Raw genomic sequence first — 24,764 nt, 5'->3', positions numbered from 1 at the left:
TGTTTCTGGCGTTCTGGTTTTGCGGGTAGTGCCTGTGTGGGCAGCCTTTCCAGGAACCGCTACGAGCACGTCCATGTGCGCTTGTTTCAGGCCATCCTTGGCCTTCAACATTCCTGGAAAGGCTGCCCACACAGGCACGCCAAACCTCGCAGGAGCCCCGAGAAATAAAGAAACTGTACAGCTGAGAGAACAGTTAGTGAAAATCTCTCGAACTGACCGGTAATGAGTTAATCAGATGGCTCAGGTCCGACAGCTTCCCTGCCATCACATGAACAATATCTCCTTCTCTCTCTAGCACACCTTTCACGTGTAATAACCGGGCAGTCAGCAATGGCTTCCGTTGCCGCCGTGCGGTTTCCAGCCAGACCACGACGTTTACGTTGCCGGTTTCGTCTTCGAGGGTGACGAAGGTGACGCCGGAGGCGGAGCCGGGGCGTTGGCGGCCGGTGACTAGGCCGGCGACCTGGACGGGGATGCCGGCTTTGGTGGTTTTGAGTTGTTCGGAGGTGAGGCAGAACCGCAGGTGGCCCTGTTGCCGGAGCAGGGCCAGGGGGTGGCGTTGGAGGGTCAGGCCCTGGCTGGCGTAGTCGGCTACGACGTTCTGGCCTTCGGTGGGTTCGGGGAGTTGGTTGCAGTGGTCCGGTTGGTAGTCGTCCGGGTCTTCTGCGGCGAACAGTTCGGTGGGCTGTTCGTGGTCGAGTAGTTGCCAGTAGGCCTGGTGGCGGTTGGCGGTGAAGCCGGGCATGGCGTTGGCACCGGCTAGGAGTTCCATGTCTCGCTGGTTGAGGCTGGCCTGGCGGCGGAGTTCGGCGGCTGAGCGGTAGCCGTTGGCAGGGCGGTTCTGGTGGATGCGGTCGGCGCCGTTGGCAGAGAGGCCCTGAATGATCCTGAGGCCCAGGCGCAGGTGGTGGTCCGGGTTTTCGAGGGTGTGGTTCCAGTGGCTGTGATTGACGTCTGGCGGTAACACGGTGACGTTGTGGCGGCGAGCGTCCTGGACCAGTTGGGATGGGGAGTAGAAGCCCATGGGCTGGCTGTTGAGCAGGGCGCAGTAGAAGGCTGCCGGGTAGTGGCGTTTGATCCAGGCTGAGACGTACACCAATAGCGCAAAACTGGCGGCGTGGGATTCGGGGAAGCCGTAGCCGCCGAAGCCGCAGATCTGCTGGTACAGGCGTTCGGCGAAGTCGGCGTCGTGGCCCCGTTCGAGCATGCCGGTGATGAGTTTTTCTCGGAACGGGGTGAGGTCGCCGTGGGATTTCCAGGCGGCCATGGCGCGGCGGAGTTGGTCGGCTTCGCCGGCGGAGAAGCCGGCGGCGACCATGGCGAGTTTGATGACCTGTTCCTGGAAGATGGGTACGCCCAGGGTGCGTTCCAGTACGCGACGGACGGCGTCGTTGGGGTAGTCCACCGGTTCCAGTCCGTGTTTGCGGCGCAGGTAGGGGTGGACCATGTCGCCCTGGATGGGGCCGGGGCGGACGATGGCGACTTCGATGACCAGGTCGTAGTAGGTTTCGGGCTTCAGTCTCGGCAGCATGTTGATCTGGGCGCGGGACTCCACCTGGAACACGCCGATGCTGTCGCCTTTCTGGAGCATGGCGTAGGTGGCCGGGTCTTCCTGGGGGATGTCCTGGATAGTAAATGGGCCGCCTTTTTGTTCACTGATCAGCTCCAGCGCCTTGCGGATGGCCGAGAGCATGCCGAGGGCCAGTACGTCCACTTTCATCAGGCCCAGGCTTTCCAGGTCGTCCTTGTCCCACTGGATCACGGTGCGGCCTTCCATGGCGGCGTTCTCGACCGGCACCAGTTCGGCCAGCGGGCCGGAGCTGATCACGAAACCGCCCACGTGCTGGGACAGGTGCCGGGGGAAGCCGAGCAGGGTGTTTACCAGGGTGAAGAACTGGTCCGCTACCTGCGGGTTGCGGGTGAGGTTCTTTTCCAGGATCTGCTGTCGCCAGTTGGTGGCCTTGTCCCGCCAGTCGATGCCGTCCAGCAGTTGTTCCACCAGGGCTGGATCGAAGCCAAGAGCCTTGCCTACATCCCGGATGGCGCTGCGGGGGCGGTAGCGGATCACCGTGGCGGCCAGGGCGGCCCGTTCCCGGGTGTAGCGGCGGTAGATGTACTGGATGACTTCCTCCCGGCGTTCGTGCTCGAAATCCACGTCGATGTCCGGCGGTTCGTTTCGATCCTTCGAGATGAACCGTTCGAACAGCAGCTCCACGTTGGCCGGGTTCACTTCGGTGATGCCCAGGCAGTAGCACACCGCCGAGTTGGCCGCCGAACCCCGGCCCTGGCACAGGATGCCCTGGCTGCGGGCGAAGGCGACGATGTCGTGAATGGTGAGGAAGTAGTGTTCGTACTTCATCTCCGAGATCAGCTCCAGCTCCTTGCGGATCAGGCCCTGGACCTGGAGTGGAGTGCCTTCCGGGTAGCGCCGGCGCTCGCCCTCGCGGGTCAGGCGTTTGAGGTAGCCGGCGGGCGTTTCATTCTCTGGCACCAGGTCCGGCGGGTATTCATAGCGCAGGCTGCCGGGCTCGAAGGTGCAGGCTTCGGCAATGCGCAGGGTCTGTTGTAGCCAGGCTTCCGGGAACAGCCGCTGCAGGACCGGCAGGGGGCGCAGGTAACGTTCGCCGTTCTGGAACAGGCAATGGCCGGCGTTTTCCAGGGTGGTGTGATGGCGCAGGGCGGTGAGCACATCCTGCAGGGGCTGGCGTTCCCGGTGGTGCATGTGGACTTCGCCGCAGGCTGTGATGGGGCAGCGGAGCTGGTCGGCCAGCCAGCGGATGCGGGCCAGTTGCTGTTCTTCACCGGACTCCAGGGTGCGGGCGGCCCCGATCCAGAAGCGCAGATCAAAGAGCCGATGCAGCCATTCGCCGCAGGCCAGGGCCTGGTCGGCATCTGCGTCGGGTATGGCCGGCGGCAGCCAGAGACACAGGCAGTCATCCAGCTCGTGGGTTTCCACATCCCTGAAGAACAGTTGGTACTGGCCTTTTTCCGCCCGGCGCCGGCCAGTGGTGATCAGCCGGCACAACTGGCCATAACCCCTGCGGGTGCGGGCCAGAAGGATGAAGCGAGGTATTGCGGCTCCAGCCGGGGCATCCTCCAGCTCGAACCAGCTGCCGGTAATCAGCTTGACCGGGCTTTCCTTCAGGGCCGCCCAGGCCCGGGGAATGCCGGCCACGGAGCAGGCATCGGTGATGGCCAGGGCGGTGTAGCCCTGCTCCGCCGCCCGCTCCGCCAGTTCGTGAGGGTGGGACGCGCCGGTCAGGAAGGTGAAGTTGCTGAAGCAGAAGAGCTCGGCATAGCCGGACATCGTGTTATCCGAACCAGCCATGGATGAACCACCCCTCGCGGACGTCCCGGAAGACCCAGGCCAGCTGGCCGCTTTGCAGCTGGGCAATGTAGTAATCCCGGTGTACCCGCTGGCCGTCCCACCAGCCGCCGCTGATGCGTTCCGGGCCGGCAAACCAGGCTGCAGGCGGTTCGGTCAGCGGTTGCGGCCCCTGGAGCAGCCAGAGTGGCCGGCGGGGCAGGTGTTCCGGCGCTGCAAGACGGGTTTTGTGCTTCTGTTGAACCTCGGAGGCCGACCAGGCCCGTTCCGGACGATGGTCCGCCTGGGGTGACAGGCGTTTCAGGGATTGCTCGCCCAGCCGGGCCTGTAACCGGCTCATCAGGGTGTGCCAGGCCTCGTTCAGGTCCTGGCTTTCGCCCAGCAGATCCTGACCGGTAGGAGTTTCGCGCCCCAGGAAGCGTTTCACCGACAGCACCAGGGCAACCACCGGTGCCCGCAACGGCTGCTGCTCCAGTCGCAGGCGGATCAGGTTCAGGAAGGCCTCGGCCCGGTGCTCCGGCCCCGAGGTTCGGATGCGCAGACGGGTGTCTTCCTCGTGCCGGTGCCGCAGGATCAGGTGCAGGCTGTCGGTATCCTGCTGGCGCCAGCACAGGTCGTCTTCCAGTTCCGAGAGCATGCGCTGCAACGGAAACAGCAGCCCCTGGGTGTGCTCGATCTCCTGAATGAAATCTGCCTGCTGGCGAAACGAGTGGGGCGGTTGCCAGGGTGTTTGCGGGTCTGGCCTTGTGCCCTGGATTTTCTGGATGCGTGCCAGGGTTTCCGGCGATAGTCGGCGGGCCAGTTCAGGCGCGGGCAGGGCAAACACCTCGCCCAGGGTATTCAGGCCCAGCCGCTGCAGGCGGGTGCAGGTTTTACCGTCAAACTCCGCTGCCACCAGGGGCATATTCTCTAGGGCCCGCAGGATGTGGCCCTTGTCCGCCGTGCATTCTCCCTTGCCGGCCCGGGCAATGAGGCGGGCAGCCAGCGGGGTGTGGCCGATGGCAATCCAGGCGGTAAGCCGGTGCTCGTTCAGGGCCTGCTCCACCGTTTGCCAAACCGCCGGCAGGCCACCGTACAGCTTCTGCAGGCTGCCGATTTCCGCCAGGAGGCCATCCGGGGGCACCAATACGATGTGGGCGGCGTAGCGGTACAGCCACCGGGCCTGGTCTTCCAGTATCCGGGCTTCCTGCTCGGGCTGTGCCCGCACCATGCCCAGTTCCGGGACCAGGTTGATGGCAGTTTTCAGGCGCATGCCGGCGCGCACACCCTGGTCCCGGGCATCCGGGCAGGCCTGGATAACGCGCTGACCGGAGCCTTCCACGATCACCAGGGGGCGTGAGTCCTCCCGGTCACGGCGGATATGGTCCAACAGCAGGTGCGGAAAATGCAGGTACAGCCAGAGCATGGAAACCCTATCGTTGTGTGTGTTGCCAGGGACCCTGCACCACCCGGGGAGCTTCCCGGAACGCCAGGTCTGCCCGGTGGGCCATGGCCAGGCTGCACCGCTGCCCGGGCCAGCTGCCCCGGCGCTTGATCACATTGACCTTGAGGTCCCGGTTATCACCCGGGGTCAGCTCCAGGCGCAATGCGGCCGGAGAGTTCTGCTCTGCGTACCGGCGCTCCCGGAACAGCACGCACACATTGCTGCCCGCCTCCGCTGCCAGCTGCAGCCGGCGCACCTCACGGGTGGCCAGTTTGCCCGGCCAGGCCAGCACCAGCCCGGTGACGGGGGAGCGAAGACAGTTTTCCAGTGTCCACAGGAAGTCGCCGGCGTCTTCGGTGTGAATCATCACCACCTGGCCCAGATCCACACCTTCCCGGGCCAGCGCCGGGGCATAGGGGGTATGGGGAGGATTCAGCCAGAACACCGTTTTACCTGCTTGCGTCAGCCGCTGCATCAAGGGCAGCAACAGATGCAGCTCACCAATGCCGGGGGCATCCAGCAGACATTCGCTCAGCGCCCCTCGCGGCCAGCCAATACCACCTAACTGGTTATCCAGCACCTGGTAGCCGGTGGGTTCTGAGGGTTGTGTGGTTTGACGGTGCCGGTGCCCCTGCCAGACACGGGCATCCTGCATCAGTGTGTTCAGCAGCTCACTCATGGGGAAGGTTCTCCAATACTGTTTAAATATACAGTATTCTGAACAGGGCCTGATTTCAAGCACCGGGTTGATAAAGCGAGTACGGAAACCCATGCTGAAAAGAGAGGCAAAAGGAGGTGAATATGAGCGATCTGAAACAGCAAGCCTGCGAAGCCTGCAGCGCTGATGCACCCCAAGTCACCGAAGGCGAGAAAGCCGAACTGCTCAACTCCATTCCCGATTGGGAAATCGTCGAGCTGGATGGCGAAGAACAGCTCCGGCGCGTGTTCAAATTCCGCAACTTCGTCCAGGCCCAGGCATTCACCAACAAGGTGGCCGACCTGGCCGAGGAGGAAAATCATCACCCGGCCATCCTGCTGGAGTGGGGCAAAGCCACCGTGCGCTGGTGGACCCACAAGATTGGCGGCCTGCACAAAAACGACTTCGTGATGGCCGCCCGCACAGACGACGCTTACCAGAACATGCAGTGAGGGCCTCAGGGTCAAGTAACGGACATTACTAGGGAGCAGTTGGATTAAAGACTGGGGGCAGGTCATAATTGTCTCACCCGCAAAGTGATACTATAGTGTCACTATCAATTTGGATCAGGGTGAGCCCATGAAAGTTGAGCTTGTTACGAACCTCAAGCGCCAAGCCACAAAAATTCTGGCAGATCTCCATTTGTCCAAGGAGCCGATACTGATCACGGAGCATGGTCAGCCATCCGCATACCTTGTTGATGTGCAGGATTATGAGTTTATGCAGCGCCGACTTGAGCTGCTTGAGGGGCTCTCACGGGGAGAGCGTGCTGTACTTGAGGAAAGAACGTACAGCAAGAGTGAGGCCAGGGAAAAAATGAATAAATGGCTGAAGTAATCTGGACGGAGCCCGCCCTTCAAGAGTTGGAGGCCATCGCCGAGTACATTGCTTTGGATAATCCTGCTGCCGCTAGTCACCTGGTCCAGGAAGTTTTCGAGAAGACCGAGCGTTTGGAGGATCTCCCCCAGTCCGGACAGATTTCTCCAGAACTTCCAAATTCGGTATACAGGGAGGTAGTGGTTCCACCGTGTCGCATATTTTATCGTGAGGATGAGCAGCGGGTTCTCGTCCTCTATGTTATGCGAGAGGAGCGGCAGCTTCGTGCGTATATGCTTGGGAGCAGCTAACCAGAGGCGTCACTCGGATGCCTTTTTCTCCGCTTCGCTACGTCAAAGTCACCGGTGCGCTTCGGCGTTATACAGTAGAAGGACCTCAGTGGACTTACCCCGTTATGATGGGCACGATTTACACACTTATTGATCCGGAAGAAATCATGATCATTAAGGAGCAGGCTCAAGAAGTAAAAAACAAAGCAGGGTATTGAACCGCGGTGTGCCGGCACACCGCTAAGCCAGGCCCTTCAGCGTCCCCTGAACAAAGACCCCAACACCCCGCGCAAAATACTCCGGGTCATCTCCCGCCCTGCCGTGCGGGCCACGCTTTTTGCCATGGTCTCAAAAACGCCCTGGCGCGATGATGTTCTTGCTCGCGCCGGGGCTTTTCTTTTGCTGGTTGGCGCTTTGTACATCCGGCTCTCATCAAGCGCTGCCTGCTCGGCTTCCTTGGCGGCTTGCTCGGCCCGTTCTTTCAGTTTCTCGTAGGCCGATTCGCGGTCAATGGTGGTGTTGTACCTTGGGCCAAACTCGCTGGCATTGATGATTTGCCTGCGTTCTTCGGCCGTGGCCGGGCCCAGGCGGGAGGAGGGTGGTCGGATCAGTGTTTGGTCAACTATCGATGGCATGCCTTTGGCGTCCAGGGTGGAGACCAAGGCTTCGCCGATACCCAGTTCGGTGATGACTTTTTCAGTATCAAGGTTCGGGTTTTGCCGGAAGGTGGAGGCGGCGGAGCGGACGGCTTTCTGGTCTCGGGGGGTAAAGGCTCTGAGTGCGTGTTGTACACGGTTTCCAAGTTGGCCAAGCACGGTGTCCGGGATGTCAGTGGGGTTCTGGGAGACAAAATAAACACCCACACCCTTGGAGCGGATCAGCCGAACAACCTGCTCAACCTTCTGCAGGAGAGCTTTCGGGGCATCATCAAACAGCAGGTGCGCTTCGTCGAAAAAGAACACGAGTTTGGGTTTGTCGGGGTCGCCGACTTCCGGTAACTCTTCAAACAGTTCGGCAAGCAACCAGAGCAGTATAGTGGCGTATAGCCGTGGGCGTTGAATCAACTGGTCTGCTGCCAGCAGGTTAATGTGTCCGTGCCCTGCAGCGTCGCAGCGCATGAGGTCTGTCAGTTCCAGTGCGGGTTCACCGAAAAACTGGTCTCCGCCTTCTTGCTCAAGTTGAAGTAGCCGGCGCTGTATGGCGCCCACAGAGGATTTGCTGACGTTGCCATACATTGCTGTGAGCTCTTGTGACTGCTCGGCCACAAAGGTCATCAGCGCTCGCAGGTCTTTCAGGTCCAGCAGGGCCATGCCGTGCTCGTCCACCACTTTGAACGCAATGTTCAGAACGCCTTCCTGGGTGTCGTTGAGCTCCAGCAGGCGAGACAGCAAAAGGGGCCCCATATCCGAAATGGTGGCCCGCATGGGGTGGCCTTCAACGCCGAATACATCCCAGAAAACCGTGGGGAAGCCATTGAACGTGTAGGGTTCAAAGCCTATCTTCTCCGCACGTTTGAGCAGCGCAGGCTTGGGCGTGCCGGGCTGGGAGATGCCAGACAAGTCGCCTTTTACATCGGCCATGAACACCGGCACACCCTGGGCGGAAAAACCTTCCGCCAGAATCTGCAGGGTGACGGTTTTTCCGGTACCTGTGGCGCCGGCAATCAGACCATGACGGTTAGCACGGCTTAGCAGCAGGCTTTGAACGTGACTGCCATTGCCTATGAATACTGAATTCTCCGGCACAAGGTGCACCTCGTTGGGTATTGGACAAATTTGTTGACGGTAATAAAGCAAGCTTAGCCTAAGATGTGTTTGTTGATGGAGGTACAAGAACTATCAGTTTGGTCGATAAATGGAGTACACGGCGGAAGGGCGGAAATGGCTGACCGAATGGTGGCGTTGGCAGCTACCCAACCCGATTTTCGGGTACGGGTGGCAAAAGTGGAGCGCGAGTATGGCATTTAACCAGTCATTCAAGTTCGTGGCCTGGCGGCCGTCCATCGGACGCCCTAGTCGGGCGCCGCTTAATATTGGCGTTATGCCTTAAAGAATATGCCCTTCTGGCAACATGCGTTTGTGCAGGATGCGGATAACTTCAACAACACCGTCGGTGGCTACCCGATAAAAGATGATGTGGCTTCCTTGGGGGTACTGTCGGTAGCCCGGGCTGATTTCCTCGCAGGATTGCCCCAGGTTCGGATTTTCACCCAGTAGGTGGAAGCACTGGTCGAACTGAAAAATGTAGTGGTTTCGCTGATCCCGGCCCCATTCACGCTCCGTGTAAAGTGCAATCGATTTGAGGTCAGCTTTGGCCTTCCTGGAAAGCTTGAAATTCAGCATCAGCGCTCTTCGTTGTCCAGTTCGCGAATGAACGAGTCATAGGAGTAGTCTTCAAAACCACTGTCCTCGCCTTCCTTAAGCAGTTTGCGGAGAGCAGTCAGGCGGGTTTCGGACTCTTCAAGCAGGCGCAATCCTGCACGAACAACTTCGCTGGTTGAGCTGTATCGGCCATTTTTGAGTTGTTCCGCAATGAACGCATCAAAATGTTGGCCTAAAGTGATGCTGGTGTTCTTTTGCATGATGCCACCTCGCTAGTACCAATAATTGGTATATTTTGGTCCAGGTGGTATAACAATGCAATCCACGCGACAAGCGCGTGATTGGGGGCGTTAAATGGCGATCGAATGACATTGTTTGATCGCGAAATTAAAAGTGCGGGAATTAGCCAGGAGAAAGTTATGGATGAACCTTTACCGAGCAAGAGAGGGCTAATGTCTTAGTTCCGGCAATTAACCGATTGTCCGAATCGGACCTCAGCGTGGCTGTGTTTGGAGTCTTTACTTAGGTAGGCGTCAACAAGAGCCAACCAATGCAGGCACGGGGACGCCCTCTACCTTGCACCCTTCGGATACCTTATTTCCTGAAAATATTTCGCTCTTATACCGAAAATGGGGGATGGCCGTATCCCGGACCTTTGCTACCGTCGGAGAACGCCAATTCACTTATCTCCCGACGGGAAGGGAATACCATGAAACCACGTCTTGTTGTCCTCGCAATCCTTGCCATGATGATGTCCATGTCGGCTCTGGCCAATGACATGGCGGCCACCTGCGCTGCCCTGCAAATGCAGCTTTCCAAGCTGGATCCGGCCAACCAGGAAGCCCTGAAAAGCCAAATGGCGCCGATTCTGGCCGAATGCGACAAGGAAGATACCAGCAGCTACAAGGAATCCATGACCAATGGCACCCTGTACTGCAAAAGCGGTGACCTGTGTGCCGAGTACGATTTCGAGCTGGCCTCTGATCGCAAGATTTACGAACCCCAGTGCGCCCAGGTGGCCAGCTGCCCCGGTAACTACAGCGACAAGTGCACCGTCACCAACGACGCCGTGCGTGGCGGGCAGGGCACCGTAGACTGGACCATCTATGCCTACAACGGCCTGGTCCGCGACTCTGCCGCTAACCTGGCCTGCGAATAACACGCCAGCCTCCTCCATAGTAGGGCATGCTTGCACGGCAACCCCCTGCCAATGGCTCTTTCCCATGTTCACAGGGTAGTGTCTTTCTGTGTAGGAAATGGCTTACAGAAAAAGCTAACTGGTTAATATAAAGTGGTTTTCACTTTGTATCTGATTGGTGGGTTAATGATCGTAGCGTTTGTCGTTGGTAGGGCCAATGCCTAATGAAACCTACAGCCAAAGAACGCAAATTCTGGCGCGTGGTCGTGGTTACGCTCGGATTGCTTCTGTCCTTTTCTGTTATTGCTAATTCCGTGCTTGCTACAATCGTTCCCGCGGGAATCACGTTGCTGCTTTTCGCCAGTCTCGTTGCCATAGGGATCGGAAATGCGATCGTGAACCCAGGGTCATCGCCAGTTATTCTCGCGGAGCACGAAGAAACACGATTTCGGCACAGGCAGTATATTGTCGGCTTTGCCTTCAGCTTGATTTTGAGTCTGTTGATTATGCTGACCGAGCTGCGAGGGTCTGCTCTGGCTTATCTGTTTGCGCCTATTATTGTGTTGCCATTCGTTTTATTTCTTCGTGAACATTTGATCAGCGGCAACCCTTGAGGGGATATTGCGAACGAACGTGGTCATACCCAGTGGTCGCTGCGCTGCTCCAAATTTGCCAATGAGTGTGGCATTTATTTCTATTTCAGACCGGAGAACACCATGCCTTCCCCCCTCGTGACTACCGACTGGCTGCAGGAGAACCTGAATAACGAACGTTTGGTTCTGATCGACGCGAGTATGGTCAATGTCGTTGGCAAGGAGCCGATCATTTATGACCGACCGGTGTTCATCCCGGGTAGCTACAAGATCGACCTGGAAGGAACGCTCTGCGATACCGGATCTTCCCAAATCCATGCCTTCCCGACGGAAGAGCAGTTCACAGAGGAAGCCCGCAGGCTGGGCATTACGCCCGAAAGTCTGGTGGTGCTGTACGACAACCAGGGCATCTACTCGGCACCCCGGGCCTGGTGGATTCTACGGGCTATGGGTCTCAAGCAAGTGTTTGTTCTGGATGGTGGCCTGCCGCAGTGGTTGGCCGAAGGCCGGGACACCGTTTCTGCTCCGGTTGCAGAGGCGGCCACGCCTGGCAGCGTGGTGGGCAAGCTCGACCAGGGCCTGGTTCGGGATTCCGCCTACGTTTCCCAACATCTGGAGGACGGTCACGTACTGGTCATTGATGCGCGATCACAGGCGCGTTTTCTGGCACAGGCGCCGGAACCCCGGCCTGGCGTGCGCGGTGGCCACATCCCCAATTCCCTCAACCTGCCGTTTACCGAGGTGCTTGAGGGGTATCGATTCAAGCCTGCCAGTCAACTGGCGGCAATGTTTGCCCGCCTCGCTCCCTCCCTTCAGCCCGGCAACGGGCACCAACTGGTGTTTTCCTGTGGTTCCGGTATCACCGCCTGCATCATTCTGTTGGCGGCTGAGCTGGCGGGGTATAACCGGCTATCCCTGTACGACGGCTCCTGGGCCGATTGGGGCAGCAATGAGTCGCTGCCGGTGGCGTAGCACGCTGAATAAATGACCCGATATCACACCAGGTTAACCGAGAATGAAGAAACTCCTCGAAAACAATCCTTTTATATTGATGGAAGCCGCCATCGTTGAGCAGTTGCGGCGCTCTGGGACGGTGCGTCTCCACGAGACGCTCGTAAATGCGCCGTTGATTTATAACCCTGCTGCCCGGGAGATCATGAGCGGAATCTACCTGGAGTATATGAGGCTGGCGCAGAGTGCGCACTTGCCGATTCTTGTCTGCACACCTACCTGGCGAGCGAATCAGGCCAGGGTGTACGAGTCCGGCGTCAACAATGCCGTCAATCTGGACGCGGTTTCCTATATGCGGGAACTTCGCGACTCAGAAGGCTATGGCGACGCGTTTGTGAAAATTGGTGGAATGATCGGATGCAGGAACGATTGCTATGAGCCAGATGAAGGGCTGTCCGCTTCGGAGGCCGAGCAGTTTCATGCATGGCAAATCCAGCAACTCACCAGCGGAGGTGTCGATTTCCTGATTGCGGAAACGCTGCCGAATGTCCAGGAGGCGTTGGGTATAGCAAGGGCCATGGAGGTGACAGGCGTTCCTTACATTATCAGTTTCGTTATCTCCAGAGACGGCCATGTGCTGGATGGTTCGAGCTTGAAGGCTGCCATTGATCTCATTGATTCCGGTACGAGCCGGCCACCTCTTGGCTACATGGTTAATTGTGCTCATCCCTCTTTCCTGTGCCCGGAGCAGCAACCGGGGGATATTTTCAATCGATTGATCGGCTATCAGGCTAATGCTTCATCACTGGATCACTGCGAGTTGGAACAGGCAGAGCAATTACAGGCAGACGATGTAGTTGAGTGGGGACAGCTGATGCTAACGCTCAACAAATCCTATGGCGTGAAGATACTCGGGGGATGTTGTGGAACCGGTGTTGAACATCTGCAATACCTGATAAAGCACATGCCAGGCTGATATACCCGGCCATGCCGTCCGTGAGGATTCCAGTCCCCAGCTGGCGGCGACATGCAGATCCACTATCTATACTCAACTGGAAACAACGGGTAAAGGAGGCTGCATGACCACCGTTTTTGATCTCGCCGATGATCTCGGACCGGCAAAAGTCATTCATGTCCATGTCCCGAAAGTGGGGCTGAAGGGCATTCTGGTTGTGGATAATGTGGCCGCCGGGCCGTCTATCGGGGGCGTGCGGATGGCACCGGATGTGTCGCTGACTGAGTGCGCGCGCCTGGCACGGGCAATGACCCTGAAGAACGCCATGGCCGGTTTACCCCATGGGGGCGGTAAATCCGTGATTTTTGCCGATCCGAAAATGCCGGCATCCGAGAAGGAGCAGCTGATCCGGGCATTTGCCACGGCTATTGGGTCGGAGACCCAGTACATTGCCGGGCCGGATATGGGCACAAACGAGCAGTGCATGGCCTGGGTCCACGATGAGATTGGCCGTTCCGTGGGATTGCCCCGGGAGCTGGGCGGGATTCCGCTGGACCAGCTGGGTGCTACTGGCTGGGGTCTGGCCCATGCGGTGAAGGCGGCCCTGCCGTTCTGTGACCTGGATCTGAAAGGTGCGCGGGTTGCCGTCCAGGGATTTGGTTCGGTGGGCTATCATGCGGCCCGGTTCCTGGCCGCTGAAGGCGCGGTGATTGTTGCTGCGTCGGATTCGCGGGGAACCATTTACCGGCCGGAAGGCCTGGATCCGGATGCGCTTTTCCGGCTGAAAGCGGAAGGTAAATCCGTGGGGGAGTGCCGCGATGGCCAGGCCAGTGGCCCGGAGGAAATCATTGATGTCGAGTGCGATATCTGGATTCCCGCGGCGCGGCCGGATGTGGTGACTGAACAGAATGCCGACCGCTTGCAAACCCGCCTGGTCGCCGAGGGTGCGAATATCCCGCTGACCAGTGGTGCCGAGGAGCTTCTCCATCAACGTGGTGTGCTTGTGTTGCCTGATTTTGTCGCCAATGCCGGTGGCGTGATCTGTGCCGCCATGGAATACCACGGTGCCACCCAGACCGCCGCCTTCGACGCTATCGCCGAAAAGCTGACCCATAACACCACGCAGGTGTTGCAGGCAGCCACGGAAGACCGGGTGTTGCCCCGTACCGCCGCGGTGAAAATCGCAAAAGAGCGGGTTCGCAAGGCCATGGCCACACGCCGCTGGGGCGGCATGGTCTAGATGGATTTCCTGTCGTAAACCTTCACCGCCAAAGCGATTTTCCGGTAAAGTCGGGAAACTCTACTCACGCATCAAACGGAGATGTACCCAGATGAGCGATCCAACGTACACGCCGCCCAAAGTATGGAAATGGGATCCGGGTAACGGTGGCCGGTTTGCCAATATCAACCGCCCGATCGCCGGCCCCACCCATGACAAGGAGTTGCCGGTCGGCGAACATCCGATTCAGCTGTATTCCCTGGCCACACCGAACGGTGTGAAAGCCACGGTGATGCTCGAGGAGCTGCTGGAAAAGGGGCACAAGGGAGCCGAGTATGATGCCTGGTTGATTCAGATCACCGAAGGCGATCAGTTCGGAAGCGGATTCGTGAAGGTGAACCCCAACTCCAAGATTCCGGCCATGATGGACCACAGTGTCGATCCGGCCATCCGGGTATTCGAGTCCGGTTCCATCCTGTTATATCTGGCGGAGAAGTTCGGTGAATTCCTGCCGAAGGATCTCGCAAAACGGACCGAGACTCTGAACTGGTTATTCTGGCAGATGGGCAGCGCACCTTTCCTGGGTGGGGGCTTTGGCCACTTTTACGCCTACGCGCCGGAGAAGTATGAATACCCGATCAACCGCTACACCATGGAAGTGAAGCGGCAGCTGGATGTGCTGGATCGCCAGCTGGCGGATAATCAGTACATCGCCGGTGACGAATACACCATTGCCGACATGGCCATCTGGCCCTGGTACGGCGCGCTGGTGAAGAACATGGTGTACGAAGCTGCAGAGTTCCTGGAGGCCCATACCTACAAGAACGTGGTGCGCTGGACCGATGAGGTGGCGCAGCGCCCGGCGGTCAAGCGTGGCCGGATGGTCAACAAGACCTGGGGAGATCTGTCCTCCCAGTTGCATGAGCGCCATGATGCCAGCGACTTTGAACTCAGGACCCAGGACAAGCTGGAAGGTGAGGAAGGCTGATAGCCTCCGTTACTAAGACCAGGGCAAGAAACAACAAGGGCAGCCGTTTGGCTGCCCTTGTTCGTTGCGGAGGGTTTTAGTCCTCGTCCTCGTCGTCGTGGTCGTCATCGTCGTCGTCGAGGGAACTCTCGTCCTCAAGGATCAACTCCACCTCTTCAGGGTCGAGAATCTGTGCCTCATATGTCAGGCCCTGGTCTTCGATCACGCTCACGAAGGCCTGCAGGTGGCTCTTGGAACCGTCGAGCAGGTTGGAGTAGGCCAGAATGATCGGGCGCTCATCGGTCTGGTTGATGGCTGCCAGGATGTCCCGCATGTCCTTTTCTTCAATCAGCGCGCCGACATAAAGGGCGTTGATAAAGGAGGTCTTGCCCTGGGCAACGAGTTCGTTATAAAGCGCCTGAAGTTCTTCATTGGTGAACACGCCAATGGTGTCGTTTACCACCGGATCTTCCACGTCAAATTTGTCCAGCAGGTAGTCAACTGTGCTGGTGTGATCTTCCTCGGACAGTGCGATCTTGGCGAAGACCTGGGTTTGCTGCCCCCAGTACTGGTCCATGGTCAGATACACGTCCCGTGCGAGTTTCTCTTCTTCACGCATGTACTTGAGATCATCGGTTTCGATCTCGGTCAAAGCGCTGTCGTCCACAACGACGGTATCGGTTGAAGATGTTGCTTCTACTGAAGAAGTTTCTGTTGCTTCGGCCAGCATCATGCTCTGCTTACCGTAGCCAGGCCCTCCGGCAGCCAGGGCAACACTGCTCGCAAACATGGAACCGATAAGGGTGGCGGTGATAAAGGGTTTTGTGTTCATAGTTGACCTCTCTTGAACAGGTAATAGGAAAACCCGAATTCACTACTTAAGACGCTGCCCTTTTGGAAAGGTTCACTCATTTTCTTACCTTTTTGCAATAAAATGTAGGTAAAGGTATCTATCGTCGACGAAAAGTGCGTCACATTGTCGCACCTTGATATTTTTGACCTTCATCAGTTCCTGTCTGTTTTCATTCTTATTCTGAATTCGCTGCCCTGACCAACCATTGGTCGTGGTCTATCCTTTCAGTCACCGATGATTCCTTATTTGAAAGTGCGACTTGCCTGAAGGAGTAGTTGATGACAGTACCCGCACCACTGAACATTGATCAGGTTTATCACCGTTGTCCTCCGGAGAAACTGGATTTCGAGACCACGGAAACCCTCGAGGACCTGGAGTTGCCTTGCGGCCAGGAGCGGGTACTGCGGGCGCTGGAGTTCGGCGCCAGCATGGAAGGCCGGGGATTCAACCTCTTCGTGCTGGGGCCCTCGGGAGCCGGAAAACAGGAGCTGGTGGAGCGTTTTCTGGGCAGGCATGCAGGCGAAAAGGAAGTTCCGCCGGACTGGTGCCATGTCTATAACTTCAAGAACGCTGACCGCCCCAAGGCGCTGCGTTTTCCGGCCGGCCAGGGCCGCGAGTTCCGTAAGGACATGAACGATTTTACCGACGAGCTGCGCACGGCCATCCCGGCGACGTTCGAGAGTGAGGAATACCAGTCCCGGATTCAGGAGCTCCAGGAGGAGATGGCCAAGCGCCAGCACCAGGGGCTGTTCGATATCCAGGAAGAGGCCAACCGCAACAACATTGCCATGATCACCACGCCGGCGGGGTTTACCTTTGCCCCCATGCGGGATGGGGAGGTGATCGATCCCGAGGAATACAAGAAATTCTCCGATGAGGAAAAGCAGCTCGTCGAATCCAAGGTGGAGGAGCTGCAGAAAAAACTCCAGCAGACCATCCAGCAGATTCCCAGGCTGCGCAAGGAAGTTCGCGAGCGGGTTCATGCCCTGAATGAGGAGATGGTTCAGATTACCCTCGGTGGGCCCATGGGTGAGCTGCGCGAGAAGTGGTCACACTTGCCCGAAGTGGTGGCGCATCTGGACGCCGTGAGGGAGGACGTGGTCGAGCATGCCGAAGCCTTCCAGGATGGCGAAAGTGGTCCACCGGCGGGCCTGTTGGTGCGCTACAAGGTCAATCTGCTGGTGGACAACGCCGAGACCCAGGGCGCTCCGGTGATCTATGAAGACCTGCCCAATCACCAGCACCTGACCGGTCAGATCGAGCACCGGGCGCGCCAGGGCACGCTGTATACGGATTTCACCCTGATCAAGGGCGGTGCCATGCACCGGGCCAGCGGGGGTTACCTGATTATCGACGCCCGCCGCATCCTGACCCAGCCCATGGCCTGGGAAAGCCTCAAGCGCATTCTGTTCTCCGGTGAAATCCGCATCGAGTCCCTGGAGCGGCTTTACGGCCTGGTGAGCACCACCAGCCTGCAGCCCGAACCGATTCCGGTGTCGGTCAAGGTGGTGATTATTGGGGACCGGATGCTGTATTACCTCCTGTCCCATTACGATCCGGATTTCCTCGACCTGTTCAAGGTGGAAGCGGATTTTGAGGATGACCTTGATAGGGATGATGGCTGCTACGGGCTCTACGCCCGGATGATTGCCACCATGGCCCGGGGTGTCAAAGCGCGACCGTTGACCCGTGATGGTGTGGCCCGTCTGATCGAACACGCCAGCCGTCTGGCCAGTGACCAGCGCAAGCTCACCGCCCATGACCGGGTGTTGAGGGATCTGATGAGCGAGGCAGACCACTGGGCCAGGCAGGCCGGTGAAGAGCTCATCACCGCCGACCATATCCAGCAGGCAATTGATGAGCGCGAGTACCGGGCCAGCCGGGTGCGTGAACGCAGCATGGAGCAGATCACCCGGGGCATTGTGAAGATCGCCACCGAAGGCGAGGAAGTGGGGCAGGTGAATGGCCTGTCCGTGCTCCGGCTGGGCGCCTCCATGTTCGGCCAGCCCACCCGGATTACCGCCACCGCCCGCCCGGGCAAGGGCCAGGTGGTGGACATCGAGCGGGAGGCCAAGCTGGGCGGCCCGATCCATAGCAAGGCGGTAATGATCCTGTCTAGGTTCCTGGCCAGCCGCTATGCCGGACAGGGGGAGTTGTCGCTATCGGCTAGTCTGGCCTTTGAACAGTCCTATGGTGGTGTGGAAGGGGATTCGGCTTCGGTGGCGGAAACCTGTGTCCTGCTTTCTGCGATTGCCGGAGCGCCGCTGAAGCAGAGCTTTGCGGTCACCGGGTCTATGAACCAGCACGGCGAGGTCCAGGCCGTGGGCGGAGTCAACGAGAAAATCGAGGGCTTTTTCAGTATCTGCCGGAATTCCGGTAATTTGGGTAATCAGGGCGTGCTGTTGCCGGAAAGCAACGTGGAGCACCTGATGCTCAGGAAAGATGTCAGGGACGCCATGGGCGAGGGTCAATTCACCATCTATCCGATCTCGGATATCAATGAAGCAATCGAGTTACTGACCGGTATGGAAGCCGGTGTTGCCGATGACAATGGTGACTACCCGGAGGGCAGTTTCAACCGGAAGGTTCAGGACCGCCTCGTGGCCTTCGCCGAAGTGGGCAAGAAGCGGGACGATGACAAGGACAACGGCAATGGCAACGGAGGCAAGGATGACGATGACTGAGCAGCCCGAATCCGTCCCCTCCGAACCCGGTTCCGGCCGGGTACTTGTCCTGCTGGATGGCTCCCGGCTCAGCCTGTCTGCGCTGGAGGCCGCAGCCGACATAGCGGCAATGCGGGGACATGACATTCTCGGCGTGTATGTGGAGGAAGTGAACCTGTTGCGCAGCTCCGGTTTTGATTTTGCCCGGGAGATTGGCGCAAGCTCCGGCGCCGCTCGTCCACTGGATTCGGCCATGCTCGAGATGCGCATGCGCTCGCTTGCTGAACAGGCACGCCGTTCGTTGCAGCGGGCGGTGGCCAGCCGCGGCCTGCGCCAGGCATTGAAGTTGTGTCGGGGGAGCGTTATCGAGGAGGTTCTCGGTCTGGTAGGTCCGGATGATCTGGTGGTGATGGGGCGTGTCGGATGGTCGGCGGCACCCGGCTCGCGGCTGGGCTCCACTGCCCGGGGATTGATTCGCCAGGCCCCGGGGGATGTGCTGCTCTGGGCCGAGATCCAGCGCCGTCCCGGCCACGGTGTGGTTGTGCTCCTCAACGACGACCAGGGTGCCAACCATCGGGCGCTGGCCGTCGGAATCGAACAGGCGCGACGCCATCACCAGCCGCTGACGGTGCTGGTTCGCAGCCACGGAGAGGGTGGTCAGGAAGTCGTCAGGGCCATCGAGGAACAGCTGATTGCCCGGGGGACCGGCGCGCGCGTCAGGCTTATTCCCCGTGCCAGTGCCGCCGAAGTGGCCAGGATACTTCGCCAGGAACGCCCGTCCGAGCTGGTTGTCAGCCGGCAGTGCAGTGTGTTTGATGAACAGGGTGCCGATCAGCTATTGGTCGAACTGAATCTGCCGGTGACGGTTACGCCCTGATTCAAAATTCCTTTCAGAGTCTTGGTTCCGGATGTTTCTGGATGTTGTCTATATCATTGCCCTGACTGCAGCGGCGGGTGCCTGTATTCCCGCCGGTGGTCTGCTGGCGAGCTTTGAGCGAATCAGGCCGAACTGGCTTGAGCAGGAGTTTCGTCATTTCCTCATCGCCTTTGGCGGTGGGATTCTGCTCGGGGCCGTTGCGGTGGTGCTGGTGCCGGAGGGGCGCACCAGCATGCAGAACTCGTTATGGAGTATTCCCATCATTCTATTGGGAGGGCTGCTGTTTTTCGGCGTTGAGCGGATGCTGGGTCTGAGGCGCCGGGAAGCGCCCCAGTTGACCGGTTTGATGCTCGATTATATTCCGGAAGCGACGGCTCTCGGCGGTCTGATTGTAGTGAGCCCTGGAATGGCGGCACTCCTGGCGGCATTGATTGCTCTGCAGAACCTGCCGGAAGGTTTTAATGCCTACCGCGAACTGTGCGATCAGCCGGACTACACCTCACGGAAAACGCTCGGATTCATGAGTTCGCTTGTCTTGACGGGGCCCATAGCCGGCCTGCTCGGTTACTTCGTGCTGTCAGACCACCAGGCCATATTGGGCGGCATCATGCTCTTTGCATCCGGTGGGATCCTGTATCTGATCTTTCAGGACATTGCGCCCCAGTCCCGGCTGGAGCGGCATTGGGGGCCACCCCTCGGAGCCGTGCTCGGGTTCTGCCTTGCGCTGTTCAGTGAGATGCTGGTGGCGCACGCCTGAGGGCCAGCCTCAGGCGATCTTGCGGGCGCCTTCCTTACTGAGGATGTCGTCGATTTCTTCTGCCGAGAGGGTTTCTTTCTTCAGGAGCGCCTTGGCCAGCGCCTCTAGGTGATTCTTGTGCTCGGTCAGGAAATCCACCGTGGCTTTCTCCAGTGCCATTAGCTGGGACTGGATCTCACCGTCGATAAGTTCGGCCATCTTTTCACTGAACTCCCGCGGTGCGCCCATCTCCCGGCCCAGGAAGACGTGTTCCTCGCCGATACTCAGGCCCAGAGGGCCGAGTTTCTCGCTCATGCCCCATTGGCCGATCATCTTGCGCAGAAGTTTGGTGGCTTCCTTCAGGTCATTCTGGGCACCGGTGCTGACTTCGCCATAGATAATCTTCTCGGCCGAGCGGCCGCCGAGCATGACCTTGATACGGTCCTTCAGGTAACTCTCGGTGAAGGTGTAGCGGTCTTCCTTGGGGGTCTGCTCGGTCACACCCATGGCCATGCCGTGTGGGATGATGGTGATCTTGGTAAGCGGGTCCGCCTTCGGCATGAAGTAGGCCATGATGGCGTGGCCGCTCTCGTGGTAGGCCACTGCCTGTTTTTCCTCCGGTGTCAGCCGGGCATCCCGTTCCTCACCCAGAATCAGGCGGTCCCTGGCCTCGTCGAAGCACTGGGCGTCCACCTTGTCCTTGTTTTCCCGGACTGCGGTCAGGGCAGCCTCGTTCACCAGGTTCTTCAGGTCGGCCCCGGAGAAGCCGATGGTGCGGGCGGCAACTTCGGTCAGGTTCACGTCGTCGGCAAGAGGAACCTTGCGGACATGGACCTTCAGGATGGCTTCCCGGGCGTCCTTGTGCGGGCGGTCCAGAGTGATGGTGCGGTCAAAGCGCCCGGGGCGGAGCAGGGCGCTGTCCAGTACGTCCGGCCGGTTGGTGGCGGCAAGCACCAGAATGTTTTCGTGCTCTTCGAAACCGTCCATTTCTGTGAGGATCTGGTTCAGAGTCTGTTCCCGCTCATCGTGGCCGCCACCCAGGCCGGTGCCACGGGAACGGCCAACCGCGTCCAGCTCGTCAATGAAAATCAGCGCCGGGGCTTCTTTCCGGGCGGTCTGGAACATATCCCGAACCCGGGCTGCGCCCACACCGACAAACATTTCGATGAACTCCGAGGCGCTGATGCTGAAGAAGGGTACATCCGCCTCTCCGGCGATGGCCCGCGCCAGCAGGGTCTTGCCGGTGCCCGGCGGGCCGACCAGCAGTACACCCTTGGGCATCACCGCGCCGAGCCGACGGAACCGTTCCGGGGATTTCAGGAAGTCAATAATCTCGGTGATTTCCCGCTTGGCGGACTCAATCCCGGCGACATCGTCCAGGGTGGTGTGGGAGGTTTCCGGGCGGGCCCGGCGGGCCTTGGATTTGGCATAGTCGAACAGGCCACCGCCCTGGGTCATCCGCCGCTGGGCGGCGCCCCAGAACCAGAACATCAGGGCCAGCAGCAGAATCCACGGCAGGAATGCCTGGATCAGTTGTTGCCACCAGGGCAGTTCGGAGCTGGTGGCCCGGATGGTCACGTTGTTCTGCTCAAGCAGGGGGAGCAGTTCGGGGTCTTCCATGGGCGGCCGTACCGTGTGGAAGCCGGTGGTCGGTTGCCGGGCCTGGCTCTCGCTGCTGAAAGACGTCACGCCCTGATCGTTGAACATGCCGAGAATTTCCTCGGATCGGAGGGTTACCTCCGAGACCTGGCGCTCGGCCACGGCGCTCTTGAACTCGGAATAGGCGAGTTCCTGCTGCCGTGGCTGGTCCCCATCCTGCAACCACAGCACCATCAGGAAGATGGCGGCGCTCAACCAGAGAAAGGCAAACTGGTTGGGAATCGCGGGTTGCGGGTTGTTGTTGCCCGGTTTCTGCTGGTCCGGTCCTTGAGGTGCTGTCATCTGGGCCTCCGATCGCCCTCCATGATTTTTGCGACGAATACCGATTTGCCGTAGGTCTCGAATGACCACTTCATGGTGTCCGAGAGAACCTTCATGACTTCATCGTATTCGCCAAAGATTTCTGTACTCATACGTCCGGAATACACCTCCAGCCCGGATTGTTCAAGTCGGGCTATGAGATCCCAGATCGGCTGTTTGTAGTCATCCTTCAGCGGATAACAGCTCAGTTGTACTGAAAGATACATGGTACCTCCTTTCGGATCAGTGACCCGGGTCAATCGGATTCGTTCAATACCCCATGGCCGATGAGGTGCTCCGGCGCGGATCCGCGCCTCCGTAGAGGGTACCATCCGGGCCGATCTGGATGCTCTGGATGGCACCCATGGCGGATTTTGTCACCACTGTGTGGCCGTAATCCTGCAGTCGTTGAGTGGTATCCGGGCTGATGCCCTGTTCGACGCGGATCTCGTCCGGCAGCCACTGGTGATGTATCCGGGGCACGCTCACCGCTGTCTGTATATTCATATTATGGTCAATTACGTTCATTACCACCTGCAAGGTGGTGGTAATGATCCTCGAGCCCCCCGGGCTGCCGGTGACCAGGAAGTTCTTGCCATCCTTGCGGACAATGGTGGGCGACATCGAGCTGAGCATGCGCTTGCCGGGTTCCACCTTGTTGGCTTCGCCGCCGATCAGGCCATAGGCATTGGGCACGCCGGGCTTGGCGCTGAAGTCGTCCATTTCGTTGTTGAGCAGAAAACCTGCGCCGGCCACGGTGATGCCCGAGCCATAACTGAAGTTGATGGTGTAGGTGTTGGAGACCGCATTGCCCCAGCGATCCACCACGGAGAAGTGTGTGGTCTCGGGGCTTTCGTAGGCCGCTGGCTCGCCGGGGCCTATTTCGCTGGCGGGGCGGGCCTGGTCCGGCTTGATAGTCTCACGCAGACCCTCCGCGTAGGCCTTGCTGGTGAGGCCGGCGAGCGGGACGTCCACATAGTCGGTATCGCCCAGGTATTGCGAGCGGTCGGCGTAGGCCAGTTTCATGGCTTCGGCCATGTGGTGGATGGTGCTGGCGGAGTTGTGGCCCCAGTCGGAAATGGGGTAGCCCTCGAGGATGTTCAGGATCTGGACGATATGAGTGCCGCCGGAGGAGGGTGGCGACATGGAGTAGATGTCGTGGCCGCGATAGGTGCCGTGGACCGGCTCGCGGATGGCCGGTTCGTAGTCCCGCAGGTCCTGCTCGGTGATCAGGCCGCCATTGCGCTGCATTTCCTCGGCGATGAGGCGGGCGGTTTCGCCCTCGTAGAAGCCCTCGACGCCGTTATCGGCAATCCGCTGGAGCGTGGCGGCCAGTTCCGGCTGACGGAAGCGCTCACCCGGCTGCCAGGCCGAGCCGTCTTCCTTGTAGAAGGTCTCGAGGGTCGCTGGCCAGCGCTGCAGTCGCTCCTTTGCCTGTTCCAGGCCCTCGGTGAACCGGTGTGGCACGATAAAGCCGTCCCGGGCGAGCTTGATGGCTGGTTCCAGGGCATCCTTGAGGCTGATGGTGCCATGGCGCTCCAGGGCCAGCGCCAGACCGGCGACCGTACCGGGTACGCCGGCGGCCAGGTGGGTAAACCGGCTGCGGTTGGTCACTGCATTACCATCCTCATCCTGGAACATGGTTTCAGTGGCGGCCGCCGGCGCTTTCTCCCGGTAATCGATGGCTTCGGGAGCACTGCCGTCTCCCGGTGAAAACAGCATGAAACCGCCGCCGCCGATATTGCCGGAGCGGGGCTGGGTGACGGCCAGCGCAAAGCCCGCTGTAACGGCGGCATCAACCGCATTACCGCCGTCTTTGAGTACCTCCATTGCCACCTCTGTAGCGAGGGTATGGCTGGTGGCCACCATGCCATGTTTGCCCTGGACCGGGTGGAAGCGTTCACCCTCAAGAATGGCCTGGGCCCATACCGTGGGCAGGCAAGTCATTAGCAGTAAAAGCACGATTATCCGCATGCGTCCATTCCTCGTTTTAGGCGTTCAGATAGGCTATGATAGCCGGTCATTTTTGATGGTGCGTACCGATTGCCCGCCTTGTGTTTTTCCACCGGGGTCCCCGTCGCACCTGCTTTCCCGGATTCAAGTTAAGGAAAGGCTTTCATGGAGCATACCTATCGTCTTGTGATTTCCTGCCCGGATCGGGTCGGAATCGTTGCCAAGGTGAGTAATTTCCTGTCCACCTACAATGGCTGGATTACCGAGGCGAGCCACCATTCGGATACCCAGACCGGCTGGTTCTTCATGCGTCACGAGATCAAGGCCGAGTCCATCCCGTTCGGGCTGGACCAGTTCCGTGCCGCATTCGAGCCCATTGCCCGCGAGTTCAACATGAACTGGCATATTGCCGACTCCGCGCGGCCCAAGCGGGTCATCCTGATGTGCAGCAAGGAATCCCACTGTCTGGCGGACCTCCTGCACCGCTGGCACAGCAAGGAGCTGAATGCCGAGATCGTCGCGGTGATTTCCAACCATGATGATCTGCGTCGCATGGTGGAATGGCATGAAATCCCGTATCACCACGTGCCGGTGAGCAAGGAGAACAAGGCCGAGGCCTTCGCCCACATCGAGGAACTGTTCGGGCAGTACGAGACCGATGTGGTGGTCCTGGCCCGCTACATGCAGATCCTCCCGGCCGAGCTGTGCGAGAAGTACGCCGGCAAGGTGATCAATATCCATCACAGCTTCCTGCCGTCCTTCGCCGGCGCGCGGCCGTACCATCAGGCCTACAGCCGCGGTGTGAAGCTGATCGGGGCCACCTGCCACTATGTGACCCAGGACCTCGATGAGGGCCCGATCATCGAACAGGACGTCATCCGCATCAACCACAGCGATTCCATCGAAGACATGGTTCGCCTGGGTAAGGATGTGGAGAAAAACGTGCTGGCACGCGGCCTGCGGGCGCACGTTGAGGACCGGGTGATTACCTACGAAAACAAGACCGTGGTGTTTGGTTAAGGCTTGGC

General features: G+C 59.2%; 24 protein-coding genes. 14 read left to right on the top strand and 10 right to left on the bottom strand.

Features of this window, described 5'->3' with window-relative positions; genetic code table 11:
* Nucleotides 1-193: 193 nt before the first annotated feature.
* From BM254_RS10470 to imuA, 3 genes are read right to left on the bottom strand one after another with little or no spacing between them, the layout of a single operon-like run.
* Nucleotides 194-3,328, bottom strand: a complete 3,135-nt coding sequence (locus BM254_RS10470; RefSeq protein ID WP_092002857.1) for an error-prone DNA polymerase — start codon at nucleotides 3,326-3,328, stop codon at nucleotides 194-196.
* On the bottom strand, nucleotides 3,312-4,730 hold the full coding sequence (locus BM254_RS10465; RefSeq protein WP_092002854.1) for a Y-family DNA polymerase: 1,419 nt from the start codon (nucleotides 4,728-4,730) through the stop codon (nucleotides 3,312-3,314). The genes BM254_RS10470 and BM254_RS10465 overlap by 17 nt, the downstream gene beginning before the upstream one ends.
* Before the next feature lie 7 nt (nucleotides 4,731-4,737).
* On the bottom strand, nucleotides 4,738-5,427 hold the full coding sequence (imuA, locus tag BM254_RS10460) for a translesion DNA synthesis-associated protein ImuA (protein WP_092002851.1): 690 nt from the start codon (nucleotides 5,425-5,427) through the stop codon (nucleotides 4,738-4,740).
* A 122-nt stretch (nucleotides 5,428-5,549) separates the two neighbouring features.
* On the opposite strand from imuA, the gene BM254_RS10455 reads away from it, so the two are divergent.
* The 4 genes from BM254_RS10455 to BM254_RS17685 all read left to right on the top strand — a co-directional run bounded on the left by BM254_RS10455 (nucleotide 5,550) and on the right by BM254_RS17685 (nucleotide 6,769).
* Nucleotides 5,550-5,897 carry a 4a-hydroxytetrahydrobiopterin dehydratase gene (locus tag BM254_RS10455; protein WP_092002848.1) on the top strand — a complete coding sequence of 116 codons (348 nt, stop codon included), beginning with the start codon at nucleotides 5,550-5,552 and terminating at the stop codon, nucleotides 5,895-5,897.
* A 127-nt stretch (nucleotides 5,898-6,024) separates the two neighbouring features.
* Nucleotides 6,025-6,282, top strand: coding sequence for a type II toxin-antitoxin system Phd/YefM family antitoxin (locus BM254_RS10450; protein ID WP_092002845.1), 258 nt, complete (start codon nucleotides 6,025-6,027; stop codon nucleotides 6,280-6,282).
* Nucleotides 6,270-6,572 (top strand): type II toxin-antitoxin system RelE/ParE family toxin, encoded by a 303-nt coding sequence (locus tag BM254_RS10445; RefSeq protein ID WP_092002842.1) that lies wholly within the window; start codon nucleotides 6,270-6,272, stop codon nucleotides 6,570-6,572. Before BM254_RS10450 ends, BM254_RS10445 begins: the two co-directional genes overlap by 13 nt.
* A gap of 17 nt (nucleotides 6,573-6,589) precedes the next feature.
* Entirely contained in the window at nucleotides 6,590-6,769 is a 180-nt protein-coding gene (locus tag BM254_RS17685; protein ID WP_139227061.1) for a hypothetical protein, read from the top strand.
* A 36-nt stretch (nucleotides 6,770-6,805) separates the two neighbouring features.
* On the opposite strand, the gene BM254_RS10440 is transcribed toward BM254_RS17685, so the two are convergent.
* The 3 genes from BM254_RS10440 to BM254_RS10425 all read right to left on the bottom strand — a co-directional run bounded on the left by BM254_RS10440 (nucleotide 6,806) and on the right by BM254_RS10425 (nucleotide 9,132).
* A complete protein-coding gene (locus BM254_RS10440; RefSeq protein ID WP_092002839.1) occupies nucleotides 6,806-8,296 on the bottom strand; it encodes a helicase HerA-like domain-containing protein in 1,491 nt (496 codons plus the stop codon).
* Between the two features lie 300 nt (nucleotides 8,297-8,596).
* Complete coding sequence (locus BM254_RS10430) at nucleotides 8,597-8,893, bottom strand: type II toxin-antitoxin system RelE/ParE family toxin (protein WP_092002833.1); 297 nt, start codon at nucleotides 8,891-8,893, stop codon at nucleotides 8,597-8,599.
* A complete protein-coding gene (locus BM254_RS10425) occupies nucleotides 8,893-9,132 on the bottom strand; it encodes a type II toxin-antitoxin system ParD family antitoxin (RefSeq protein ID WP_092002830.1) in 240 nt (79 codons plus the stop codon). Before BM254_RS10425 ends, BM254_RS10430 begins: the two co-directional genes overlap by 1 nt.
* Nucleotides 9,133-9,581: 449 nt before the next feature.
* Between BM254_RS10425 and BM254_RS10420 the strand changes: the two genes are divergently transcribed.
* The 6 genes from BM254_RS10420 (at nucleotide 9,582) to yghU (ending at nucleotide 14,716) form a co-directional block, all read left to right on the top strand.
* Complete coding sequence (locus BM254_RS10420; protein WP_092002827.1) at nucleotides 9,582-10,031, top strand: hypothetical protein; 450 nt, start codon at nucleotides 9,582-9,584, stop codon at nucleotides 10,029-10,031.
* Between the two features lie 203 nt (nucleotides 10,032-10,234).
* On the top strand, nucleotides 10,235-10,624 hold the full coding sequence (locus BM254_RS10415) for a hypothetical protein (RefSeq protein ID WP_092002824.1): 390 nt from the start codon (nucleotides 10,235-10,237) through the stop codon (nucleotides 10,622-10,624).
* A 102-nt stretch (nucleotides 10,625-10,726) separates the two neighbouring features.
* On the top strand, nucleotides 10,727-11,575 hold the full coding sequence (locus BM254_RS10410; protein WP_092002821.1) for a sulfurtransferase: 849 nt from the start codon (nucleotides 10,727-10,729) through the stop codon (nucleotides 11,573-11,575).
* A gap of 43 nt (nucleotides 11,576-11,618) precedes the next feature.
* Nucleotides 11,619-12,530, top strand: a complete 912-nt coding sequence (locus BM254_RS10405) for a homocysteine S-methyltransferase family protein (RefSeq protein ID WP_092002819.1) — start codon at nucleotides 11,619-11,621, stop codon at nucleotides 12,528-12,530.
* 103 nt (nucleotides 12,531-12,633) lie between these two features.
* A complete protein-coding gene (locus tag BM254_RS10400; protein WP_092002816.1) occupies nucleotides 12,634-13,749 on the top strand; it encodes a Glu/Leu/Phe/Val family dehydrogenase in 1,116 nt (371 codons plus the stop codon).
* A 91-nt stretch (nucleotides 13,750-13,840) separates the two neighbouring features.
* The gene (gene yghU, locus BM254_RS10395) at nucleotides 13,841-14,716 is read left to right on the top strand and encodes a glutathione-dependent disulfide-bond oxidoreductase (RefSeq protein WP_092002814.1); all 876 of its coding nucleotides are present in this window, start codon (nucleotides 13,841-13,843) and stop codon (nucleotides 14,714-14,716) included.
* 76 nt (nucleotides 14,717-14,792) lie between these two features.
* Here yghU and BM254_RS10390 read toward each other — a convergent pair whose 3' ends face one another.
* On the bottom strand, nucleotides 14,793-15,527 hold the full coding sequence (locus tag BM254_RS10390; protein WP_092002812.1) for a DUF2202 domain-containing protein: 735 nt from the start codon (nucleotides 15,525-15,527) through the stop codon (nucleotides 14,793-14,795).
* A 299-nt stretch (nucleotides 15,528-15,826) separates the two neighbouring features.
* Here BM254_RS10390 and BM254_RS10385 point away from each other — a divergent pair, with 299 nt between their 5' ends.
* Genes BM254_RS10385 through BM254_RS10375 form a run of 3 tightly spaced genes read left to right on the top strand, consistent with a single transcriptional unit; the run spans nucleotide 15,827 to nucleotide 19,845 of the window.
* Complete coding sequence (locus tag BM254_RS10385; RefSeq protein WP_092002810.1) at nucleotides 15,827-18,232, top strand: Lon protease family protein; 2,406 nt, start codon at nucleotides 15,827-15,829, stop codon at nucleotides 18,230-18,232.
* Nucleotides 18,219-19,088 (top strand): universal stress protein, encoded by an 870-nt coding sequence (locus BM254_RS10380; protein ID WP_245777426.1) that lies wholly within the window; start codon nucleotides 18,219-18,221, stop codon nucleotides 19,086-19,088. Before BM254_RS10385 ends, BM254_RS10380 begins: the two co-directional genes overlap by 14 nt.
* A gap of 31 nt (nucleotides 19,089-19,119) precedes the next feature.
* Nucleotides 19,120-19,845 carry a ZIP family metal transporter gene (locus BM254_RS10375; protein ID WP_092002807.1) on the top strand — a complete coding sequence of 242 codons (726 nt, stop codon included), beginning with the start codon at nucleotides 19,120-19,122 and terminating at the stop codon, nucleotides 19,843-19,845.
* Between the two features lie 9 nt (nucleotides 19,846-19,854).
* Here BM254_RS10375 and ftsH read toward each other — a convergent pair whose 3' ends face one another.
* The 3 genes from ftsH to ggt are packed head-to-tail and all read right to left on the bottom strand — an operon-like array spanning nucleotide 19,855 to nucleotide 23,757.
* Nucleotides 19,855-21,765, bottom strand: coding sequence for an ATP-dependent zinc metalloprotease FtsH (ftsH, locus tag BM254_RS10370; protein WP_092002804.1), 1,911 nt, complete (start codon nucleotides 21,763-21,765; stop codon nucleotides 19,855-19,857).
* Nucleotides 21,762-22,010, bottom strand: coding sequence for a YkoF family thiamine/hydroxymethylpyrimidine-binding protein (locus tag BM254_RS10365; protein ID WP_092002801.1), 249 nt, complete (start codon nucleotides 22,008-22,010; stop codon nucleotides 21,762-21,764). The genes ftsH and BM254_RS10365 overlap by 4 nt, the downstream gene beginning before the upstream one ends.
* Nucleotides 22,011-22,053: 43 nt before the next feature.
* The gene (gene ggt / locus BM254_RS10360) at nucleotides 22,054-23,757 is read right to left on the bottom strand and encodes a gamma-glutamyltransferase (RefSeq protein WP_092002798.1); all 1,704 of its coding nucleotides are present in this window, start codon (nucleotides 23,755-23,757) and stop codon (nucleotides 22,054-22,056) included.
* A 144-nt stretch (nucleotides 23,758-23,901) separates the two neighbouring features.
* Between ggt and purU the strand changes: the two genes are divergently transcribed.
* Entirely contained in the window at nucleotides 23,902-24,756 is an 855-nt protein-coding gene (purU, locus tag BM254_RS10355) for a formyltetrahydrofolate deformylase (protein WP_092002795.1), read from the top strand.
* Nucleotides 24,757-24,764: the final 8 nt, after the last annotated feature.

This window comes from Marinobacter pelagius (genome assembly GCF_900114925.1).
Classification (GTDB): domain Bacteria; phylum Pseudomonadota; class Gammaproteobacteria; order Pseudomonadales; family Oleiphilaceae; genus Marinobacter; species Marinobacter pelagius.
This window is presented reverse-complemented; position numbering and strand designations above follow the sequence as displayed.

Coding starts and splice junctions, on each gene's coding strand:
- BM254_RS10415 (WP_092002824.1), top strand. CDS start 10,235: ATGAAACCTACAGCCAAAGAACGCAAATTCTGGCGCGTGGTCGTGGTT.
- BM254_RS10365 (WP_092002801.1), bottom strand. CDS start 22,010: ATGTATCTTTCAGTACAACTGAGCTGTTATCCGCTGAAGGATGACTAC.
- purU (WP_092002795.1), top strand. CDS start 23,902: ATGGAGCATACCTATCGTCTTGTGATTTCCTGCCCGGATCGGGTCGGA.
- BM254_RS10400 (WP_092002816.1), top strand. CDS start 12,634: ATGACCACCGTTTTTGATCTCGCCGATGATCTCGGACCGGCAAAAGTC.
- BM254_RS10420 (WP_092002827.1), top strand. CDS start 9,582: ATGAAACCACGTCTTGTTGTCCTCGCAATCCTTGCCATGATGATGTCC.
- BM254_RS10425 (WP_092002830.1), bottom strand. CDS start 9,132: ATGCAAAAGAACACCAGCATCACTTTAGGCCAACATTTTGATGCGTTC.
- BM254_RS10465 (WP_092002854.1), bottom strand. CDS start 4,730: ATGCTCTGGCTGTACCTGCATTTTCCGCACCTGCTGTTGGACCATATC.
- BM254_RS10445 (WP_092002842.1), top strand. CDS start 6,270: ATGGCTGAAGTAATCTGGACGGAGCCCGCCCTTCAAGAGTTGGAGGCC.
- BM254_RS10390 (WP_092002812.1), bottom strand. CDS start 15,527: ATGAACACAAAACCCTTTATCACCGCCACCCTTATCGGTTCCATGTTT.
- BM254_RS10450 (WP_092002845.1), top strand. CDS start 6,025: ATGAAAGTTGAGCTTGTTACGAACCTCAAGCGCCAAGCCACAAAAATT.
- yghU (WP_092002814.1), top strand. CDS start 13,841: ATGAGCGATCCAACGTACACGCCGCCCAAAGTATGGAAATGGGATCCG.
- BM254_RS10410 (WP_092002821.1), top strand. CDS start 10,727: ATGCCTTCCCCCCTCGTGACTACCGACTGGCTGCAGGAGAACCTGAAT.
- ggt (WP_092002798.1), bottom strand. CDS start 23,757: ATGCGGATAATCGTGCTTTTACTGCTAATGACTTGCCTGCCCACGGTA.
- BM254_RS10455 (WP_092002848.1), top strand. CDS start 5,550: ATGAGCGATCTGAAACAGCAAGCCTGCGAAGCCTGCAGCGCTGATGCA.
- BM254_RS10380 (WP_245777426.1), top strand. CDS start 18,219: ATGACGATGACTGAGCAGCCCGAATCCGTCCCCTCCGAACCCGGTTCC.
- BM254_RS10385 (WP_092002810.1), top strand. CDS start 15,827: ATGACAGTACCCGCACCACTGAACATTGATCAGGTTTATCACCGTTGT.
- imuA (WP_092002851.1), bottom strand. CDS start 5,427: ATGAGTGAGCTGCTGAACACACTGATGCAGGATGCCCGTGTCTGGCAG.
- BM254_RS10430 (WP_092002833.1), bottom strand. CDS start 8,893: ATGCTGAATTTCAAGCTTTCCAGGAAGGCCAAAGCTGACCTCAAATCG.
- BM254_RS10470 (WP_092002857.1), bottom strand. CDS start 3,328: ATGGCTGGTTCGGATAACACGATGTCCGGCTATGCCGAGCTCTTCTGC.
- BM254_RS10375 (WP_092002807.1), top strand. CDS start 19,120: ATGTTTCTGGATGTTGTCTATATCATTGCCCTGACTGCAGCGGCGGGT.
- ftsH (WP_092002804.1), bottom strand. CDS start 21,765: ATGACAGCACCTCAAGGACCGGACCAGCAGAAACCGGGCAACAACAAC.
- BM254_RS10405 (WP_092002819.1), top strand. CDS start 11,619: ATGAAGAAACTCCTCGAAAACAATCCTTTTATATTGATGGAAGCCGCC.
- BM254_RS17685 (WP_139227061.1), top strand. CDS start 6,590: ATGCCTTTTTCTCCGCTTCGCTACGTCAAAGTCACCGGTGCGCTTCGG.